This is a genomic window from Nocardia sp. NPDC058499 (assembly GCF_042719915.1).
Classification (GTDB): domain Bacteria; phylum Actinomycetota; class Actinomycetes; order Mycobacteriales; family Mycobacteriaceae; genus Nocardia.
Genome location: NZ_JBHXMZ010000003.1, coordinates 1 through 16,672, shown reverse-complemented (window position 1 = coordinate 16,672; position 16,672 = coordinate 1). Strand labels below are relative to the sequence as shown.

Annotated in this window: 16 protein-coding genes and 1 pseudogene; 12 read left to right on the top strand and 5 right to left on the bottom strand. The window is 66.5% G+C overall.

Annotation, left to right across the window (positions count from 1 at the left end; all coding sequences use genetic code 11):
- Nucleotides 1-31: 31 nt before the first annotated feature.
- The gene (locus ACFWPH_RS10175) at nt 32-1,675 is read left to right on the top strand and encodes an FAD-dependent monooxygenase (protein ID WP_378749557.1); all 1,644 of its coding nucleotides are present in this window, start codon (nt 32-34) and stop codon (nt 1,673-1,675) included.
- An 82-nt stretch (nt 1,676-1,757) separates the two neighbouring features.
- On the top strand, nt 1,758-3,323 hold the full coding sequence (locus ACFWPH_RS10170) for an ArnT family glycosyltransferase (RefSeq protein ID WP_378749555.1): 1,566 nt from the start codon (nt 1,758-1,760) through the stop codon (nt 3,321-3,323).
- Between the two features lie 316 nt (nt 3,324-3,639).
- Here the strand turns inward: ACFWPH_RS10170 and ACFWPH_RS10165 are convergent, their stop codons facing one another.
- Nucleotides 3,640-4,383, bottom strand: coding sequence for an SDR family oxidoreductase (locus tag ACFWPH_RS10165; protein WP_378749553.1), 744 nt, complete (start codon nt 4,381-4,383; stop codon nt 3,640-3,642).
- Between the two features lie 156 nt (nt 4,384-4,539).
- Here ACFWPH_RS10165 and ACFWPH_RS10160 point away from each other — a divergent pair, with 156 nt between their 5' ends.
- Nucleotides 4,540-5,481, top strand: coding sequence for a LysR family transcriptional regulator (locus ACFWPH_RS10160; RefSeq protein ID WP_378749551.1), 942 nt, complete (start codon nt 4,540-4,542; stop codon nt 5,479-5,481).
- Between the two features lie 261 nt (nt 5,482-5,742).
- Here ACFWPH_RS10160 and ACFWPH_RS10155 read toward each other — a convergent pair whose 3' ends face one another.
- A complete protein-coding gene (locus ACFWPH_RS10155) occupies nt 5,743-6,204 on the bottom strand; it encodes a VOC family protein (protein ID WP_378749549.1) in 462 nt (153 codons plus the stop codon).
- A 102-nt stretch (nt 6,205-6,306) separates the two neighbouring features.
- Between ACFWPH_RS10155 and ACFWPH_RS10150 the strand changes: the two genes are divergently transcribed.
- The 4 genes from ACFWPH_RS10150 (at nt 6,307) to ACFWPH_RS10135 (ending at nt 8,734) form a co-directional block, all read left to right on the top strand.
- Nucleotides 6,307-7,293: a helix-turn-helix transcriptional regulator gene (locus ACFWPH_RS10150; RefSeq protein ID WP_378749547.1), complete on the top strand. Its 987-nt coding sequence runs from the start codon at nt 6,307-6,309 to the stop codon at nt 7,291-7,293.
- Nucleotides 7,294-7,603: 310 nt separating this feature from the next.
- Nucleotides 7,604-7,819, top strand: a complete 216-nt coding sequence (locus tag ACFWPH_RS10145) for a DUF2945 domain-containing protein (RefSeq protein ID WP_378749545.1) — start codon at nt 7,604-7,606, stop codon at nt 7,817-7,819.
- Nucleotides 7,812-8,348, top strand: coding sequence for a DUF488 family protein (locus tag ACFWPH_RS10140; protein ID WP_378749544.1), 537 nt, complete (start codon nt 7,812-7,814; stop codon nt 8,346-8,348). The genes ACFWPH_RS10145 and ACFWPH_RS10140 overlap by 8 nt, the downstream gene beginning before the upstream one ends.
- Nucleotides 8,345-8,734, top strand: coding sequence for an MGMT family protein (locus ACFWPH_RS10135; protein ID WP_378749542.1), 390 nt, complete (start codon nt 8,345-8,347; stop codon nt 8,732-8,734). The genes ACFWPH_RS10140 and ACFWPH_RS10135 overlap by 4 nt, the downstream gene beginning before the upstream one ends.
- Nucleotides 8,735-9,033: 299 nt before the next feature.
- On the opposite strand, the gene ACFWPH_RS10130 is transcribed toward ACFWPH_RS10135, so the two are convergent.
- The gene (locus tag ACFWPH_RS10130) at nt 9,034-9,996 is read right to left on the bottom strand and encodes a helix-turn-helix transcriptional regulator (protein ID WP_378749540.1); all 963 of its coding nucleotides are present in this window, start codon (nt 9,994-9,996) and stop codon (nt 9,034-9,036) included.
- A 62-nt stretch (nt 9,997-10,058) separates the two neighbouring features.
- On the opposite strand from ACFWPH_RS10130, the gene ACFWPH_RS10125 reads away from it, so the two are divergent.
- Both ACFWPH_RS10125 and ACFWPH_RS10120 read left to right on the top strand, forming a co-directional pair.
- Nucleotides 10,059-11,219 carry an epoxide hydrolase family protein gene (locus ACFWPH_RS10125; RefSeq protein ID WP_378749538.1) on the top strand — a complete coding sequence of 387 codons (1,161 nt, stop codon included), beginning with the start codon at nt 10,059-10,061 and terminating at the stop codon, nt 11,217-11,219.
- 200 nt (nt 11,220-11,419) lie between these two features.
- The gene (locus ACFWPH_RS10120) at nt 11,420-11,827 is read left to right on the top strand and encodes a VOC family protein (RefSeq protein WP_378749536.1); all 408 of its coding nucleotides are present in this window, start codon (nt 11,420-11,422) and stop codon (nt 11,825-11,827) included.
- A 428-nt stretch (nt 11,828-12,255) separates the two neighbouring features.
- Here ACFWPH_RS10120 and ACFWPH_RS10115 read toward each other — a convergent pair whose 3' ends face one another.
- Nucleotides 12,256-12,924 (bottom strand): hypothetical protein, encoded by a 669-nt coding sequence (locus tag ACFWPH_RS10115; protein ID WP_378749534.1) that lies wholly within the window; start codon nt 12,922-12,924, stop codon nt 12,256-12,258.
- 698 nt (nt 12,925-13,622) lie between these two features.
- On the opposite strand from ACFWPH_RS10115, the gene ACFWPH_RS10110 reads away from it, so the two are divergent.
- A complete protein-coding gene (locus ACFWPH_RS10110; RefSeq protein ID WP_378749532.1) occupies nt 13,623-14,114 on the top strand; it encodes a DUF6083 domain-containing protein in 492 nt (163 codons plus the stop codon).
- Nucleotides 14,115-14,237: 123 nt separating this feature from the next.
- Complete coding sequence (locus tag ACFWPH_RS10105) at nt 14,238-15,302, top strand: dTDP-glucose 4,6-dehydratase (protein ID WP_378749530.1); 1,065 nt, start codon at nt 14,238-14,240, stop codon at nt 15,300-15,302.
- Here the strand turns inward: ACFWPH_RS10105 and ACFWPH_RS10100 are convergent.
- Nucleotides 15,294-15,777: pseudogene (locus tag ACFWPH_RS10100) on the bottom strand (IS5 family transposase); the annotation flags it as partial. The gene ACFWPH_RS10105 and the pseudogene ACFWPH_RS10100 sit on opposite strands and share 9 nt — an antisense overlap.
- A gap of 209 nt (nt 15,778-15,986) precedes the next feature.
- Between ACFWPH_RS10100 and ACFWPH_RS10095 the strand changes: the two are divergent.
- Nucleotides 15,987-16,595, top strand: a complete 609-nt coding sequence (locus ACFWPH_RS10095; protein ID WP_378749528.1) for a DUF4365 domain-containing protein — start codon at nt 15,987-15,989, stop codon at nt 16,593-16,595.
- The last annotated feature ends 77 nt before the right edge of the window (nt 16,596-16,672 follow it).

Below are 16,672 nucleotides of genomic sequence, written 5' to 3'. Positions count from 1 at the left end.
CGTTCGCACCCGATCGACAGGAACCGGGCCGATGAAAGGCAAAGGCATCAGCTACGACACCGGCTTCGTCAGCACAACAGACGGAGAAAAGACACTGATGACCGTCGACGTTGTGATCAGCGGAGGCGGCCCGAACGGGCTGATGCTGGCTTGCGAGCTGGGCCTGGCCGGGGTGCGCCCGCTCGTGTTGGAGCGACTGGCCACAGCGAGCGAGGAACCGAAAGCCAACGGGCTGCTCGGCCAGGTCGTACAACTGGTGGATCGGCGGGGCCTCTACGAGCAGCTCAGCGGTAGTCCGATACCGCCGCAACCGAACTCCACGTACTTCATGTTCGCCGCGATGGCCCTGGACCTGAGCCTGCTCGACAACAGCCCGATCTACGGCCTGCCCGTCCCGCAGCATCGCATCACGGAGGTCCTGGAAAAGCGTGCTGTAGCACTCGGCGCCCAGATCCGGCGCGGACATGAGGTCGTCGGCCTGGCGCAAGACGACGACACGGTCACCGTGGACGTCGCAGGCCCGTCCGGAACCTACCGGCTGCGTACCCGCTACCTCGTCGGCGCGGACGGGGCTCACAGCCGCATCCGCAAACTGTCCGGCATCGGATTCCCCGGTGTCGGCTACGACCGCGCGACCAGCCGGGCGGCGCACGCCACCGTCCCGGCCGACTGGGTGGACCCGGCGACCAGTGCGCTGACCGTGCCCGGTTACGGGACCGTCCAGCCGTTCCTGCCACTGCGCACCGAGTACGGGGGGTTCTCCTACGCACCGTTCCCCGGTCATCCGCCGTTGATCAGCACCGTCGAGTGGGACCAGCCCGAGACCGGCGCTTCCATGAGCCTCGACGAACTCCGGGCCAGCGTCCACCGCGTACTCGCCGCCGACCTACCACTCGGTCCGCCCGCCGGCATGGGACTGCACGTGCTGCGGCGACTGAGCGGTGGCCACACCCGAATCGCCGACCGATTCCGGGACCGTCGCGTCTTCCTGGTCGGCGACGCCGCCCATATCTACACCGCAGGAGGCGGTCCCGGGCTCAACCTCGGCCTGCAGGATGCGGCCAACCTGGGCTGGAAACTCGCGGCAGACCTCCGCGGCAGCGCCCCGGCCGGGTTGCTGGACAGCTACGAGACCGAACGCCGGCAAGCCGCCGCCCGCATGGTCACCTACGCCCAGGCGCAATCCGCACTGATCGGCCCGGGCAGCGACGTCACCGCCTTGCGCGAACTGTTCACCGAACTGCTACGCGATCGGGACACCGTGCAGCGTCTCGCCGCCCTCACCGCAGGCACCGATATTCGCTACGACATGGGCGGACCCGATACCCATCCACTCATCGGCCGGTTCGCCCCGGACATGGAGCTGCTCACTCCGCAGGGGTCCGTCCGGCTGGCCGAGCTGACCAGGAACGCACGGCCACTGCTGCTCGACCTGACCGGCGATACGGGCTTGGCGGAATCGCTGCCCGAATGGCATGACCAACTCGATATCGTCACCGCACGCCCCCGACCCGGGTTACCCACCGCACTGCTGCTGCGCCCGGACTGCTACGTCGCCTGGGCAACCGCATCGCCCCACCCGGACACCGCGGACCGGCAGGCCCTCCGCACAGCACTGCACCGTGCTCTCCTGCCGGCAGGGCGGACGAGCTCGCCGGCGCCGGAAATCCGTTGAGGCATCGAGCAACCAGGATCGGCGGCTACCGATGGCTGAACTGACAGCTCACCAATGGAACAACGTGGGTCGAAATCATGGGGTGAGTGACATCAGCGAGTCGGACATGGTCCCGCGTCACCGTTTTCGTACTGCCTGTGGCGAGTTCTGGCCGCTGATGGTGCTTGCGGTCGCGGTTTTCGGGATGCTGATGGTGTGCTCCGAGCGGTACGGCTTTCATCGCGACGAGTTCTACATCCGCGAATCCGGCCGGCATCCGGCGTGGGGTTATCCGGATCATCCGCCGCTGAGTCCCCTGCTGGCCCGCCTCGCCGACGAGCTTGCGCCGGATTCGTTGCCGGCGCTGCGTATTCCCGCGGCGCTGGCGGCGGCCGTCACGATCGTGTTGATCGGCCTCATCGCCAGGGAGTTCGGCGGTGACCGCCGCGCGCAATTCTTCGCCGCGGCGATCGCGGCGAGCTCGGTCCTGGTGCTGGTCTCCGGCCATATCCTGTCGACGGCGACGCTCGATATCGCGTTCGCCACCGCGCTCGTGTTCCTCGTCGCGCGTCTGGTGCGTACCGGTGATCGGCGCTTGTGGGCGGTCGCCGGGAGCGTGCTCGGGCTCGGGCTGCTCAACCGGGTGTTCCTCGCCGTCTACGCAGTCATCGTGGTTGCTGCTGTTGTCGCGATGGGTCCGCGGAAGGTGCTACGCGGCCTATGGTTGCCGGTCGGGGCGGGGCTGGCGGCGGTGATTGCGGCGCCGACGGTTGCCTGGCAGGCCCGCAACGGGTGGCCGCAGTGGCAGATGGCAACCGAGATCAGCGCCGACAACAGCCGCTGGGAACTGGTGGCCTACCAGATCGTGATCGTCGGCCCGCTGCTGCTGCCGGTGTGGATCGCCGGCCTGTGGTGGCTGCTGAAACGGCCCGGGGTGCGCTGTTTCGGTGTCGCGTTCCTCGCTCTGCTGGGACTACTTCTGGTGACGAGCGGTCAGCAGCACTATCTGGTCGACGCCTACCCACCATTGCTGGCCGCGGCCGGTGTCGCCGTCTCACAATGGGTTGCCGCCGGTGGTCGGAAACTACGCACACCGGCGGTGAGCCTGCTGGTTGCCGTTTCGGCCGCGATCGCAGCAGTGTTCTCGCTGCCGATTCTGCCGGTGCCGGTGCTTGCGGATACCCCGGTGGTCGGTGTGAACGGGGAAATCGGTGAACAGATCGGCTGGCCGGAGATGGGCCGCACGGTCGCCGAGGTCGTTGACCGGCTACCGGTCGAGGTGCGCACCGAAACTGTTGTGGTGGCGGACAATTACGGCCAGGCCGGTGCGATAGCGCAGTTCGGTCCTGACTTCTCCGCCCAGAACACGAGATTTCCGCCTGTTTACAGTGGGCATCAGGCGTACGGCTGGTGGGGACCCCCTCCCGAGCGGTACACAACGGTCGTCGTCATGGGTACCGATGCACCCTCGAAAGTCCCGGCGTGGACCGAACAGGCTTGCGGACGGCTCACCGAGGCCGCCGTCGTGCACAACGATTACGGCATAGAGAATCAGGAGAACGGCACCCGGGTGTTCCTATGCCAGGACCTGACGGCGTCGTGGGCGCAGCTGTGGCCGGCGATTCGCCGCATCGGGCCGGCCGATACTCCAGAGCTCCGCCCCAGGTAATGGGATGGCCGGCGTATCGAGGCGACCTACTCTGTGTTGCCCGAGGTGCTCCCCACACGATGCCGCAGCAGCGTTCCGACGCCAGAGGGATGCCCGTTACTGCGGCCATTGTGAGTCCGGGGAACTGGGCCATGGCCACGCCGACCGTGGCCGGAGCCGAGTCGAGCGTCCCGGTGGCCAGGGCAAACAGGGGTGGCAGGTCGGCCGAGCCCAGCGCCGTGACCGGCGAACCGGCCCGGCCGATTTCGCCCGCCCCACCCAGCACCAGCACTCGCATTCATCATCTCGCCTTCGTGTGGGTGGCCCCGTCAGCGCCTCAGAGTTGCGACCCACCACCGTCCACGGCCAGTTCGGCACCTGTCGTGTACGTGGCATCGAAGGCGAGAAACGCTACGGTCGCGGCGACTTCGGCCGGCGTGCCCATGCGCAGCATGGGGTTGTCCGCGGCCATCTGGGCCTTGGTCTGCTCGGCCTGTTCCCGGGGCATCGACTTCTCCAGGATTCCCGAGTCGATGGGTCCGGGGCTGACCGCGTTGACGCGGATCTGCTGGGGGAGCAGTTCCCGGGCCAGCGAACGCGTGACCGAACGCAGCGCCGCCTTGCTGGCCGCGTAGGCGCTGAGCATCGGCAGCCCCAACACGTTGGCGACCGAGGTGGTGAGCACCACCCCGCTGCCCTCGGCCAGCAGCGGCGCGAGCTTCTGCACCGTGAAGTACGGCCCCTTGGTGTTGATGGTCAGCAGTTGGTCGAACAGTTCCTCGCTCGTCGCCTCGAACGGTGCGAAACCGTTCACCCCGGCATTGGCGAAAAGCGCGTCCACCGAGCCGAATGCGTTCTTCACCCGGTCGGCCAGCTCCTCGATCGCGGCCACGGAGGCCGCGTCGCTGCGTACCGCGATCGCGCGCTCGCCGAGCTGTTCGCGTGCGGCGTCCAGGCGCGCCTGGTCACGTCCGGTGATCAGCACCCGCGCCCCTTCGTTCACGAGCAGTTGCGCGCTGGCCAGGCCGAACCCGCTGCTGCCGCCGGTGATCACAACCTTCTTGTTCTCGTACTTGCCCATATCGATGTTCCCTGTTCTGGATCGGCGATGTCTTTCGGTTCCGGCGAAGCGATCCCGCGCCGGGCACTTCCGAGTCAACCGCCGTCCGAGACGGGCGTCCAAGACCTGTTTCGCACCCCGTGATGCCGCGGCGGCATCACGGGTACCGTGGACGTCATGCCCGACGACCTCCCCGCCACCACGGTCGATTCCGCGGCGGATCTCGACCTGCGGTTGGTGCGGTACTTCACGGTGGTGGCCGAACACCTGAACTACGCCAGGGCCGCCGCGGCATTGCACATCGCTCAGCCTGCCCTGAGCCGCCAGATCAAGCGCCTGGAAAGCCAACTCGGCGTGCGCCTGCTGGAGCGGACCACCCAGGGCAGCACGCTGAGTCCGGCCGGTGCTGCCTTCCTGCCGCGGGCGCAGGAACTGCTGTACACGGCGCGCAGGGCCACGCTGGCAGCCCGCGCCGCCGCGCCGCAGCGCACCCTCGTCATCGGTTACCTGGAAGATCTCGTCGTCACCCTGGCGCTGCGCGACCTGCAGCGCCGCCATCCCGACGCCCATGTCCGCACCCTGCACCTGGACTGGGACCAAGCCCGCGCCCTACCCGACCGTCGGGTCGACGTGCTCGTGGCCCGCACCCCGCTGCCCATCCCGAGCGATGATCTGCAGGTGACCGTCCTGTACGAGGAGCCCCGGGTGCTACTCGTGCCCGCGGGGCATCGCCTCGACGGGAAGGAGTCGGTGACGCCCGACGATTTCGCCGACGAACCCTTGGTCGCCTGTGCCGGCATGGCGGCCGCGTGGACCGGTTTCTGGCGACTCGACCCCCGGCCGGACGGCGGCCCCGCGCCGCTCGGCCCCATGCTGGTGGAAACCTTCGAGGACAAACTCGAGGTGGTGGCCGATGGCCGTGCCGTCGCCCTGGTGCCCGCCGACGACCGCCGCAGCACGCTGCGTGCGGACCTCGCCACCGTCCCCGTCGACGGCATCGAACCCTGCAGTGTCGTCGTGGCCTCCCGTGTCGACGACGCCAACCCGCTGATCGCCCGGTTCCGTGAATCCGCGACGACCCACCTCACCCGGGATATCGGAGTCCGCGCACACCAGTAGTTCCACACGCCGGATCGGCAGCGTTCGGCTCGCGGAACTCCAGGCGGGGGTGACAGAATCGGTCCCTTCCTGCACCATTGCGGCCTGCCTGCCCCTCGGGTCACCATGGGTTGAGATGGCCGGTCAGATCATCGGCGATCGGCCGGGGACGGTGTGGGAGCCGAACCACCGCAGCGCCAACCCTCGCGCCGATTACTCGCTGACACGCCCGGGGTCGACCTCGGGGGTGCGACCGAATCCGACCGCACCCCGGAGCAAGGCTCAAGCCGGGACGTATTCGGCCGCCACGTCGAGGATCCAAGTGACACCGAATCGATCGGTCAGCATGCCGAAAGCGGGCGCCCACTGCGCGGGGCCGAACTCCTCGACAACGGTCGCTCCCGCGGCCAGGCGCTCCCACAGGGCGCCGACCTCCTCGATGGTCTCGCCGCGCACGGAGAGGAAGAACCGATCTTCGGTGATGGTGGTGCCGTTTTCTCGGCGGGTCGCCGGCGCGGCCGCCGGTGCGTCCTGACCCGGCACGTCGTAGGCCATGACCCGGAACCCGTTGTCGGCGATGACCTGACCGAACACCACATTCGTGGCGCCGGCCAGTTCGGCAGGCATTCCGAAGTCCGCGTAGGTGGCGAGGGTGAGCTGACCTCCGAACACCGACTGATAGAACTCCAGGGCCGCGCGGGCCTGGCCGTGGAAATTCAGGTGGGTAACAGCGTTGACCGTCATGGTGATCCCTTCGAGTGGTTCCGCGCCGCCGGAAGGCGACAGATTCACACTGTCACCGGTAGAGGACAGAGAACGTCCGCTACTGCTGGCAATCTGGAAACCATGCCGATATCGAATTCGACGGCGACCTCTCGTCGCCTGCTCTCGCTGCTGTCCCTGCTGCAGGTCCGTCGGGACTGGCCAGGGGGTCTGCTCGCCGAGCGGCTCGATGTCAGCAGCCGGACGGTGCGCCGCGATGTCGATCGCCTGCGCGAACTCGGCTACCCCATCCAGGCTGTCAAGGGCCCCGAGGGCGGCTACCGCCTGGAAGCCGGCAGCGAGCTACCGCCGCTGCTGTTCGACGACGAGCAGGCTGTCGCGCTCGCCGTGGCATTGCGGATCGCGGTAGCGAGCGGGGCGGGTATCGAAGAGAGCGCCGCACGGGCCCTCGCGACCGTCCGACAGGTCCTGCCTTCCCGATTACGGCGGCGAGTCGACGCGCTCGACATCGGCGTGGCCGGGGCCGGCGTTCAAATCGATACCCAGATCCTGGTGGACCTGAGTACCGCGATTCGTTCCACGGAGGAGATCCGGTTCGACTACCAGGGGCCGGCCGATCCGGGCAGCGCAGATCCACCACCGCCGCACCGGGTCCAACCCCATCACCTCATGGTCCGCAACGGACGTTGGTACCTGATCGGTTGGGACCCCCAGCGCGCGGACTGGCGAACCTACCGCGCCGATCGCATCACCCTCCGCATCCCCAACGGTCCACGTTTCGCACCCCGGGAAGTGCCTGGTGGCGATGTCGCGGCCTTCCTCTCCGCCCGCTTCAAAGGCTCTGACAGCGTCGACGTCTGGCCATGCCGAGGCGAGGTGATTCTCCCGCTGCCCGCCACCCGCGTTGCTCCGTTCGCCGAGGACGGAGTCGTCGAGTCCCTCGACGGAGGGCGAACCCGACTGCTGATCGGTTCGTGGTCATGGGCTGCGCTCGCCGCGACGCTGGCACGCTTCGACACCGAGATCGAGGTCGTTGGCCCGCAAGCGCTGCGCGACGCCTTCGCCGAGCTGTCTCGTCGCGCGGCACTGGCCGCCGGGGCGGGCGCGTAGCCGCCGGTGTGAACGTGGCACACGGTCGCGGTATGGGTCGATTGTGCACTCGCAAGGCCGCGACAAACCGAGTACCACGCCGGATTTCTGTGCTCGATCTGGGTGATGCGACGACGAGGCTCGGTACGGCACGCACCGGATTCGCTGCGGACCAGGGGAGTCGCCGGAGAGGTAGGCTTCGAGAAAAAACCCGCCTGACCTGCACGTATGCTGTGCCCTCGACGGGGCGCATCGAACATGGTCACGGGGACGCCCGCGTTGGCCACCCTGCGACAGTGCTTCAATGGAAGTGACCACGAAGGGGGTCGTTATGTCTGATCGGTTCAGTGTGAGCGACCACGTGATGTGGAACTCGGAGGCGGGCCACGTAGCGGGCACGGTGACGAAGGTGCACACGGAGGATTTCGACTACAAGGGCCACACCCGCCGGGCGTCGAAGGACGATCCGCAGTACGAGATCAAGAGCGACAAGACCGACCACGTTGCCGTACACAAGGGCAGCGCCCTGCGGCTGGTCGATGAGTGATCCTTTCTTCACGATCGGGCACTCCACCCGAACTGTCGACGAGTTCGTCGGCCTGCTCCGCGGCAGCAGTGTCGAGCTGATCGTCGACGTCCGCAGGCTCCCGGGCTCGACTCGGTACCCCCAGTTCGACCAGGACGCGCTCTCGACATCACTTGACGGAGCGGGGATCGGGTATCGGCGCGCGGAGGCCCTCACCGGGCGTCGCCCGATGAGCCGGGACGTGCCGTTCGAGGTCAACGGCTGGTGGGAGAACCGCAGCTTCCACAACTATGCCGACCACGCGCTCTCCGACGACTTCCGGCGAGCCCTCTGCGCGCTGCGCGAGCTGGGGCGCGTTTCATGCGTGGCAGTGATGTGCTCGGAGGCGGTGTGGTGGCGGTGCCACCGGCGGATCATCGCCGATCATCTGCTCGCCTACGACGGGGACGTGCGGCACATCCTCGGCCCCGGCCACATCGATGCGGCGCAGCTGAGCCGAGGCGCGGTCGTCGGGCTGGACGGCACCGTCACGTATCCTGTCGGCGGATGATGGGCGTATCGCCCGCGTCCCATCCGGCGCTCGCCCATCTGGTTGACGACGTCCAGCCGATCTCGGGGAGAGACATGACAGACGATCTCAGCAAGGCTGTGTGCGCGGCGTTGGAGGAGATCGAGCCGGGGTCCGTCGCGACCTACGGCGATATAAGTCGCCGGCTGGGCATCTCGCCACGCCAGGCCGGCCGTGAAGTGGGCAGAGTGCCCGACGACGTTCCGTGGTGGCGCGTCCTGCGCGCAGACGGCACGCCGGCGGCCTGCCGCGGCGGGCACGCCGCTGCCCTGCTCGAATCCGAAGGTGTGCCGATGCGAGAGGGACGCGTGGATCTCGCTCGAGCGCGGTACGAATGGAAGAGCGCGCGGTCGCACACGCCGACCTGAGCTCGCGTCTCCCGGCCACTCTCCCGGGTCGAGAGCGTCTGAGGGCTGTCGGTCCTCTGTCTCGCCGGACGAGGCGGCGGCCGGCACCGGGACGCACCGATAACGGCCGCAGTTCTCGGCTGTGGCGGGGCCTATCTCAGTAAGGGAACCTCTCTGCCGGCCGGGGCTTGACCAGAGACCAGCCCGTGAAACCACAGTCCCCGGCCGCGGTCCAAGGCCGGATCGATATCGCTCGGCTGCGGCGGGCGCTGGTGTCGGTGCCGCTGCTCCCCAGAAAAGTCGACGGTTCACCCCGGGTTCTATTCGTGTCTTGTGGCACGGTTGAGCCGGTCTGCGAGGGCTTGGAGGTGGCTCACCAGTTCCGGTGGGGATTCGACTTCGAATTCGACGTCCAGCATGCTCATCACCCGAGCGACCAGCGCATAGGAGTCCGATCCCATTTCGAGGCGGCAGGTGTGCTCATCGATGGGAGTGACGATGCCGTCGACGCGACCGGCCAGATCCTCGGCCGGGACGTACACGCGCATGACGGACCGGTACGGCCACATCGCGAAACCCATGGTGCGGCGGAGGTAGGCGGCGGCGTCGCCGTCGGGGGACGGACGGTGGGTGAAGCATCGGCCGTTGGGTGTTCGCAACGACATTCGGTCGACGCGGAAAGTACGCCAGTCCGCGCGCGTGGCATCCCAGCCGACGAGATACCACCTGCGGCCCCAGTGCGCTAAGCGGTGCGGCTCTATGTTGCGCAGAGTTTCGGAGCCGGTATGACTTCGGTAGTCGAAGCGCAGGGTCTCGGTGGAACGGATGGCGGCGGAGATGGCGGTGAGTGAATCGGCGTCGACATGGGGGCCGAGGCGGTGCCGGGGCGGCATGGTGATCACCGCATCGCGGAGTGCGTCGACTCGGTGGCGCAGCCGTGATGGAAGCACCCGCTGTACCTTTGTCAGCGCGCGCAGCGATGCTTCGCCGATGCCGGCGACATTGCCGGTCGCGTCGGCCTGCAAACTCAGCGTGACGGCCACTGCCTCATCGTCGTCCAACAGTAGCGGTGGCAGCGCCGCTCCGGCTCCGAGCCGGTATCCCCCGACCGGCCCCATCGCCGCGTGCACCGGATACCCCAACTCCCGCAGCCGATCCACATCGCGCCGAATGGTGCGGGTGGTGACCTCGAGTCGTTCGGCCAGCTCCCTCCCGGTCCAGTCCCGATGTATCTGCAGTAGCGACAGCAGCCGCAGAAGTCGTGAGGGCGTGCTTTCCGACATGGACCGATTGTCCCGCACATGTAGGACCAGAACTGTCCTATACAGCGTGGATGCTTCTGGGCATGACCGAGACATCCTTCGCGATCGAGCCGTTCCGTATCGAGATTCCACAGTCAGAACTCGCTGAGTTGAGCGACCGGCTCGGCCGTACTCGGTGGCCCGACGCCCTGCCGGGGGTCGGCTGGTCTTACGGGGTCGACCGTGATTACCTGATCGACCTGGTCGAGTACTGGCGCAGCGGCTACAACTGGCGCGAGCACGAGGCGCAGCTGAACACGGTCCCGCAGTTCACCACCGAAATCGACGGGCAGAATGTGCATTTCCTGCACGTGCGCTCACCCGAACCGGACGCGACCCCGCTGATCCTCACCCACGGATGGCCCAGCACACCGGCAGACTTCTACGACATCCTCGGGCCGTTGACCGATCCGCAGTCGCACGGCGGGAACCCGGCCGACGCGTTCCATGTCGTGGCCCCGTCGGTGCCTGGATTCGGGTTCTCCGGCCCGACCCTCGACACCGGCTGGGACGTGCCCCGAATCGCACGGGCCTGGGCAGAGCTGATGCGACGGCTCGGCTACCAGCACTACGGCGCCCAAGGCGGCGACTACGGCAGCCTGATCTCCCCGGCCTTGGGGCGGATCGCGCCGGACAAGGTCATCGGCGTGCACGTCAACGCACTCGCGAGCGCCGCGACCGGTTCCGGGCAAGAACTCGCCGAGTTGCCGGAAGCGGATCGAGCGCAGGCGCTCGATAACGAGATGTGGTGGTACGGGCACAACGGCTACGCCACTCAGATGGCGCTGCGACCGCAGACCATCGCCTACGCCCTGAACGATTCGCCTGCCGGCCAGCTGGCCTGGAACCTGGAATGGTTCGTCGACTGGGACCCGACATCCACCGACCGAGCGCCCATCGACCGCGACATCATCCTGACCAACGTCACCACTTACTGGCTGACCGGCACCGCCGGTTCCGCCGCCCGGCTCTACCGAGAATCCGGGGCCTCATGGGACAGCAAACCCACCCCCTCGGGCGTGCCCACCGCAGTCGCCAACTTCCAGGGCGACCGCGCTGTCCGCGGCCTGGCCGAGTCGGCCAACACCATTGTCCGATGGACCGAGTACCCGGTAGGCGGCCACTTCGCCGCCCTCCAGGCACCCACCGAACTCGTCACCGATATCCGCGAGTTCTTCCGCTCTGTCGACAGGAAGGACCGGTGACCCACCGATTGCCAGTTACATTGCGGCCATCCGAACAGCGATTATCGGCGTCGGTTTGCGTCGGCCGGTCGGCGGAACCAACCATATGGCGCCCAGGCTGGTGATCGAGTCTCCCGACTGCTGTTCGATTGCATGGCGGCCCCGCGGCCCGCCTTTCTGCGGCAGCACGATTTCCGAATCCCGAGAACAAGGAGCTTCCCGTGCCGCATGCACCGGTGGATGTACGTTTCGACCATACGATCATCACCGCCTGTGACAAACACGAGTCCGCACGATTCTTCACCGAAATCTTCGGACTGCCCGAGCCACACGACGCAGGGCACTTCGTTGCGGTGCCTCTGACCGATGGCCGGGTGCTCGACTTCGCCGATTCACTCGCCGATTTCCCTGGCCAGCACTACGCCTTCCTGGTCAGTGACGATACGTTCGACCACATCATGGAGCGCATCCGTTCCCGGGGTATTGGGTACTGGGCCGATCCGCAGATGCGCAGGCCAGGCGAGATCAACACCAACCACGGCGGCCGGGGAGTGTATTTCGAGGATCCGGCCGGACACTATTTGGAGGCGCTCACCGCGCGTTACGACGGCTACCCCGGGCTGACCTGAGATCGCGGGCTACGCCGGTCGTTCTCCTGGTCGAGTGCGGCGACGTCGACCGACAACGCGTCGGCTTCGTCGGGGCTTGCGGCTGTAGCCGGTCGAGACCATCCGCATGCAGGTGCAGGTCTTTGTGCTGGGACGGCAGCAGAAACCGGCGGACGATGGCGGCGGGCCGGCGGTAAGAACCTTCTCGGTGACGTCCTGCACACTGCGGCGCAGCTCACCGAAGCGGTGTGGGCGTTCGCTCAGGGGCCACAGGTGGGGAGCTCGAAACGAACTCGATCGCGACAGGTCCGGGACCTTCTTGCCCTCCAGCTCAGAGGTCACAGTCGCGGCGAAGGCACGTCGGCCAAATCCCCGCTGGTGGGCCCTTTCTCCGAGTGGGCGCCACATAGCGGACCCGCGAGCTGGCCGGCCGAATTCGTCCGGGCCGGTTATGCGGGTACGACGCCGACGCGCTGTGCCAACCGGCCGAGTTCTCCGGTGGCCAGATCGCGCCGGGCCTCCCGCAGCATCGCACCCACGAGTTCCCGCACCGGCGCCAGTCCGCGAACATGCTGGGGAGCGGCGTGTTCGGCACGCAGCAAGGCGTGGAGCGTCGCGCGGTGGTCCCGCTTCATTGTGTATGCCCGGCCGCACTCCACGAAGAACTGGGCCTGCCGTGAACCTTTCGGCAGGTCCGCCGGGTTCAGGGTCTCCACGATGCGCAGCGCAGCGCCGGGCTCACGGCGTTCAACGGCTGCGCTCAGCTTCCACAGCGCGACATTGGCCGGGCCGAATGTCACATTGCGCGCCGTGCTCAGGCCGGTCGGTGCATCGGCCAGCCTGCTCGCCAATTCGGCGGCTTCATCGATATGCGGCTGTGCGTCGCCTCCGGCCAGGGTCTCGGCGAACCCGGCCTGAAGCCGTGCCATGCCCACCGTTTCCAGTTCGCCGCGTGTGCGCGCGTCGGGTGTCAGGCGGTCGGCGACCCCGGTCGCGGTGGTCAGTGCGGCAGTGAGTGCGCCGGGGCGCGCAGCGAGAATCTGGGACTTCAGGAACTGAGCGGCAGCGGTCGGAGCGAGTGAATCGGCGTGCTCCGCCGCGCGCTCCGACTCCCGCACATCGCGGGCCCGATGTCGGCCGAATGGCCAGGGGCCTGCAAGTCGCTGTTCTGCACACTGTCTGTGCCCTCGGCGGGGCACGTCGAACATGGGAACGCTGGCGACCCGCGGTTTTCGGGTGGCCGGTTGGTGATCGAAGCCGATTTTCAGCTATAGGTGGGTGGTGCCGCCGCCTTGCTGTACCGCGTGCCATCGTGCGATCGCGTCGAAGGTGTTGGCCTGAAGTCGTGTGAGTGTCTCTGCCTCGGCTCCGTCGGCGAGGATGATTTCGAAGTCTGCTTCTGGTCCGTTGGTCCGTCGAGGCCGGCGGTTGGCGAGGTGTGGCTCGACGGGGTCGGTTGCACGGGGCGGCATGCGGTGGAGTATCTCGTATCAGTTGGTTTGCGAGGAAGGACACGCTCGAACCCTCGGTAATGCCGATTGCCGGACGTTCACGGAAGCCGCTGCACGACGTGTGGGTGGCGATGGTTCGATTAGCGTTGTCGATGTGTTCAAGGTGATGTCGCAGGGCGGTGCTGGTGGGGTATCTGATGCGTCGATTACGGCGTGACGACCGAGGAGGCGCCGGGTCCGTCATTGGTGTCTCGGTTCGGAACAGGTAATCGCGCCCTGCAGGGCCATGCTCGGGCTCAGGCGGGCGGATCGGCAATAGCTCTGAAAGCTGTTGGCCTTCGAGGCGATCGTGCAACCATCTTCGTGTGAGCAACTCGGTGTGCATCGTCTGCGGGGCGAGCGAGGGAGCGCAGGAAAGGCCCGTTCCGCTGCGGACGGTCACCTGCGATCAGTGTTGGGACGAGGCGGTGAAGTTCCCGGACCGGGAGCCGGAGAAACTCGACCTCGAGCTGACCGTCGACCAGCTACGCGTCGCACCGGTGGCCGACGCCAGAGAAGGCACACCCACGGCGTGCAAGCACTGCGAGACCGAATGCTCCTGGCATCGCACCAGAAACGGCCGTTGGTTGCTGATGGAACCGGGGTTCTATCCCACCTCGAAGATCCCGCCGGGCAAGCGTTGGCGCGTTGCGGGCGATGGCACCGCGATCAACTTGGGTGGTGCTAATCCGACCGATGAATGCCGGATCACCCATTTCGATGTATGTCCTGCCAGACGGGCTCCCGAGGACGGGACTCTGTTGCTTGCCATCTGGAGGGGCAACCACCGCGAATGGATGGCGCAACAGAACCAGTAACGATTCCGCGGGTAGCTCGTGGACGGGTGTGGTCGGGGCCGTGGTAGTTGATGTTGCGATCTCCACAGGCACCGACCACGAGATATCAGCCGTATCCGTGGGGCTGGGCTAGGCTCAGCGATTATGGCCGTTTACCTCGTCACCGGAGCTGCCGGTTTCATCGGCGCAAACTATGTGCACCTGCTGTCCGGCTGGGAACCGGAAGCGCAGGTGGTGGCGGTGGACTACGTCGGCTTCGCGGGGAATATGGCCAACCTGGATCCGGTGATCGACCGGGTGAGCTTCGAACGGGTCGATATCGCCGACCCGGCGGCAATGGAGACGATCTATCGCCGGTACCGGCCCGACTACGTGGTGAACTTCGCCGCCGAATCGCACAATGATCGCGCGATCCTCGGACCTGGCGCGTTCATGCGGTCGAACGCGCTGGGTGCGCAGATGATGGCCGAATGCAGCCGCATCGTCGGGGTGACCGCGCATCTGCACGTGTCGACGATCGAGGTGTACGGGGAGCTGGCGGCGGGCCAGCGCTGGTTCACCGAGCGCAGCCCGTTGAACGCCAAGACGCCCTACAGTGCGGCGAAGGCGGCCGGGGACCAGATCGTGCGCGCCTATATGGCGACCTACCCGGAACTCGATATCCGGATGACGCACTGCGCCAACAACTACGGCCCGTATCAACTGCCGGAAAAGCTGATCCCCCTCGCCGTGACGAACCTGCTGCGGGGCAAGAAGGTACCGGTCTACGGCGACGGGCTGCAATCACGGGACTGGCTCCACGTGGCCGACCACTGCTCTGCGGTACACCGCGTCTTGCACGCCGACCTGGACCCGATTCCGACCGCCGCGAGCACCGACCCGGGACTGCTGCCGATCTTCGATATCTCCGCGCGCCGTGAGGTCACCAACCTCGACATCGCCCGCCGTGTCGCGACCGCGCTCGACCTGGATCCGCAGGAGTGGATCGAACACATCCCCGACCGGCCGAACCACGACCGCCGATACCTCATCGATCCCGCCAAGCTGGAAACCGATCTCCAGTGGCGGCCTGAACACGAGTTCGAGGCCGGAATTGCCGAGACCGTGGCCTGGTATGTCGAGCATAGAGAATGGTGGGAGACGATCATCGCCGACAAGGGCGAACTCGGGTTCGACTGGAGCCAGATGGGTCCGGCTCCGGCGCATTAGATTAGAAACATGGGCGTTCGCGGCGGAAACGCCGGTGGCCAGCGGTATCCCGTTCGCATCCGAGATGATGTGGATCTTGGACCCTTTCTTGCCGCGGTCGACCGGGCTGCGACCGCTCAGTGATCCCCTTTTTTCGCCCGCCCGCTCGCCGCGTCCAGGATCGCCGCGCTCCAGTCGAGGTCGCCGGCGGCTCCGAGCCGGTCGAGGATCTCCCGGTGCAGTGCGTTGAAGACCCCGGAATCAGTCCACACCATGAACCGCCGATGCGCGGTCGGCACGCTCACCCCGAACGACGGCGGCAGATGCCTCCACGCACAACCACTGGTCAACGCGAACATCACTGCGGTGAACACTGCCCGCTCGTCCACCGGAGCGGTCTCGCCGCCCTGCGGTCTGGGCGTGAACTCGGGTAGCAACGGTTTCACGTGTCCCACAAAGCATCCGGGACCAGTCTCTGAGCAAGCCTGTCGACCACGGGTCAGATCATTGCCGGACAACGAATTACAGCCACGTACGACACCCTCTTAGTCCCCGAGACCGGCAGCAACGGATCGATCGCACGCCACTGATCCTCGGTCAACTCATGCCTACGCGCCACGACCACACATCAAATCGAACTCGCACCTCGAACGCGCAAGCTTTGAGGACACTCTCTAGACCAGTCACGAAGCCCCGTGCAACGATGTGCGCGTGCAGAGACTTGGCTCAGCCACTACAGGTAGGGCGGGCGTACATCAGGTTGGTTTGACCATCGAGAGCGACCTGAACTGGATCTTCCGCGAGCAGTCGATCGAGGACTACGGAATCGATGCTCACATCGAAATCGTCGCAGGCGAATCGCCCACCGGAAAGCTACTCGCAATCCAAATCAAGAGTGGCACAAGCGCATTTGACAGTCCAACTAGTTCCGGTTGGTGGTACTATCTCAAGCCCGAGCACGTCGAGTACTGGATGAGCCATTCGCTCCCTGTTGCGATCGTCCTTGTCGACGTCAACAACCGCTCAGCATACTGGGAATTGGTGGACTCCGACTCACTTCAACGAACGAGCGGGAAGGGCTGGAAGATCCTCGTCCCACGCTCGAACGTCCTCGACACCGATTCGCGATTGCGACTTGCAGAAGCGGCAAAGGCGGATGTGACGTGGCTTCTACGCGGCGAGAAGTCAGAAATTGACGCACTTCCCAAGGTGCCCGCGACAGACGCAGAGCTCCACTTGCTCTTGCGTGACCGTCCAAACGGTTGGGAGATACTCGCATTTGCTGGAGTCATCAGACTAGAGTCTGTTTCATAAGCTGCGGCCGGATAACCACAGGTTGATCGCGGCGACGCGGACGGTTGCCAGGTAGCGGACAGCGAGTTTGTCATACC

Excerpts from the sequence above, each read along its gene's own strand:
- ACFWPH_RS10175 (WP_378749557.1), top strand. The coding sequence starts at position 32 with ATGAAAGGCAAAGGCATCAGCTACGACACCGGCTTCGTCAGCACAACA.
- ACFWPH_RS10125 (WP_378749538.1), top strand. The coding sequence starts at position 10,059 with ATGACCGAGACATCCTTCGCGATCGAGCCGTTCCGTATCGAGATTCCA.
- ACFWPH_RS10140 (WP_378749544.1), top strand. The coding sequence starts at position 7,812 with ATGAGTGATCCTTTCTTCACGATCGGGCACTCCACCCGAACTGTCGAC.
- ACFWPH_RS10155 (WP_378749549.1), bottom strand. The coding sequence starts at position 6,204 with ATGACGGTCAACGCTGTTACCCACCTGAATTTCCACGGCCAGGCCCGC.
- ACFWPH_RS10165 (WP_378749553.1), bottom strand. The coding sequence starts at position 4,383 with ATGGGCAAGTACGAGAACAAGAAGGTTGTGATCACCGGCGGCAGCAGC.
- ACFWPH_RS10150 (WP_378749547.1), top strand. The coding sequence starts at position 6,307 with ATGCCGATATCGAATTCGACGGCGACCTCTCGTCGCCTGCTCTCGCTG.
- ACFWPH_RS10160 (WP_378749551.1), top strand. The coding sequence starts at position 4,540 with ATGCCCGACGACCTCCCCGCCACCACGGTCGATTCCGCGGCGGATCTC.
- ACFWPH_RS10135 (WP_378749542.1), top strand. The coding sequence starts at position 8,345 with ATGATGGGCGTATCGCCCGCGTCCCATCCGGCGCTCGCCCATCTGGTT.
- ACFWPH_RS10105 (WP_378749530.1), top strand. The coding sequence starts at position 14,238 with ATGGCCGTTTACCTCGTCACCGGAGCTGCCGGTTTCATCGGCGCAAAC.
- ACFWPH_RS10130 (WP_378749540.1), bottom strand. The coding sequence starts at position 9,996 with ATGTCGGAAAGCACGCCCTCACGACTTCTGCGGCTGCTGTCGCTACTG.
- ACFWPH_RS10145 (WP_378749545.1), top strand. The coding sequence starts at position 7,604 with ATGTCTGATCGGTTCAGTGTGAGCGACCACGTGATGTGGAACTCGGAG.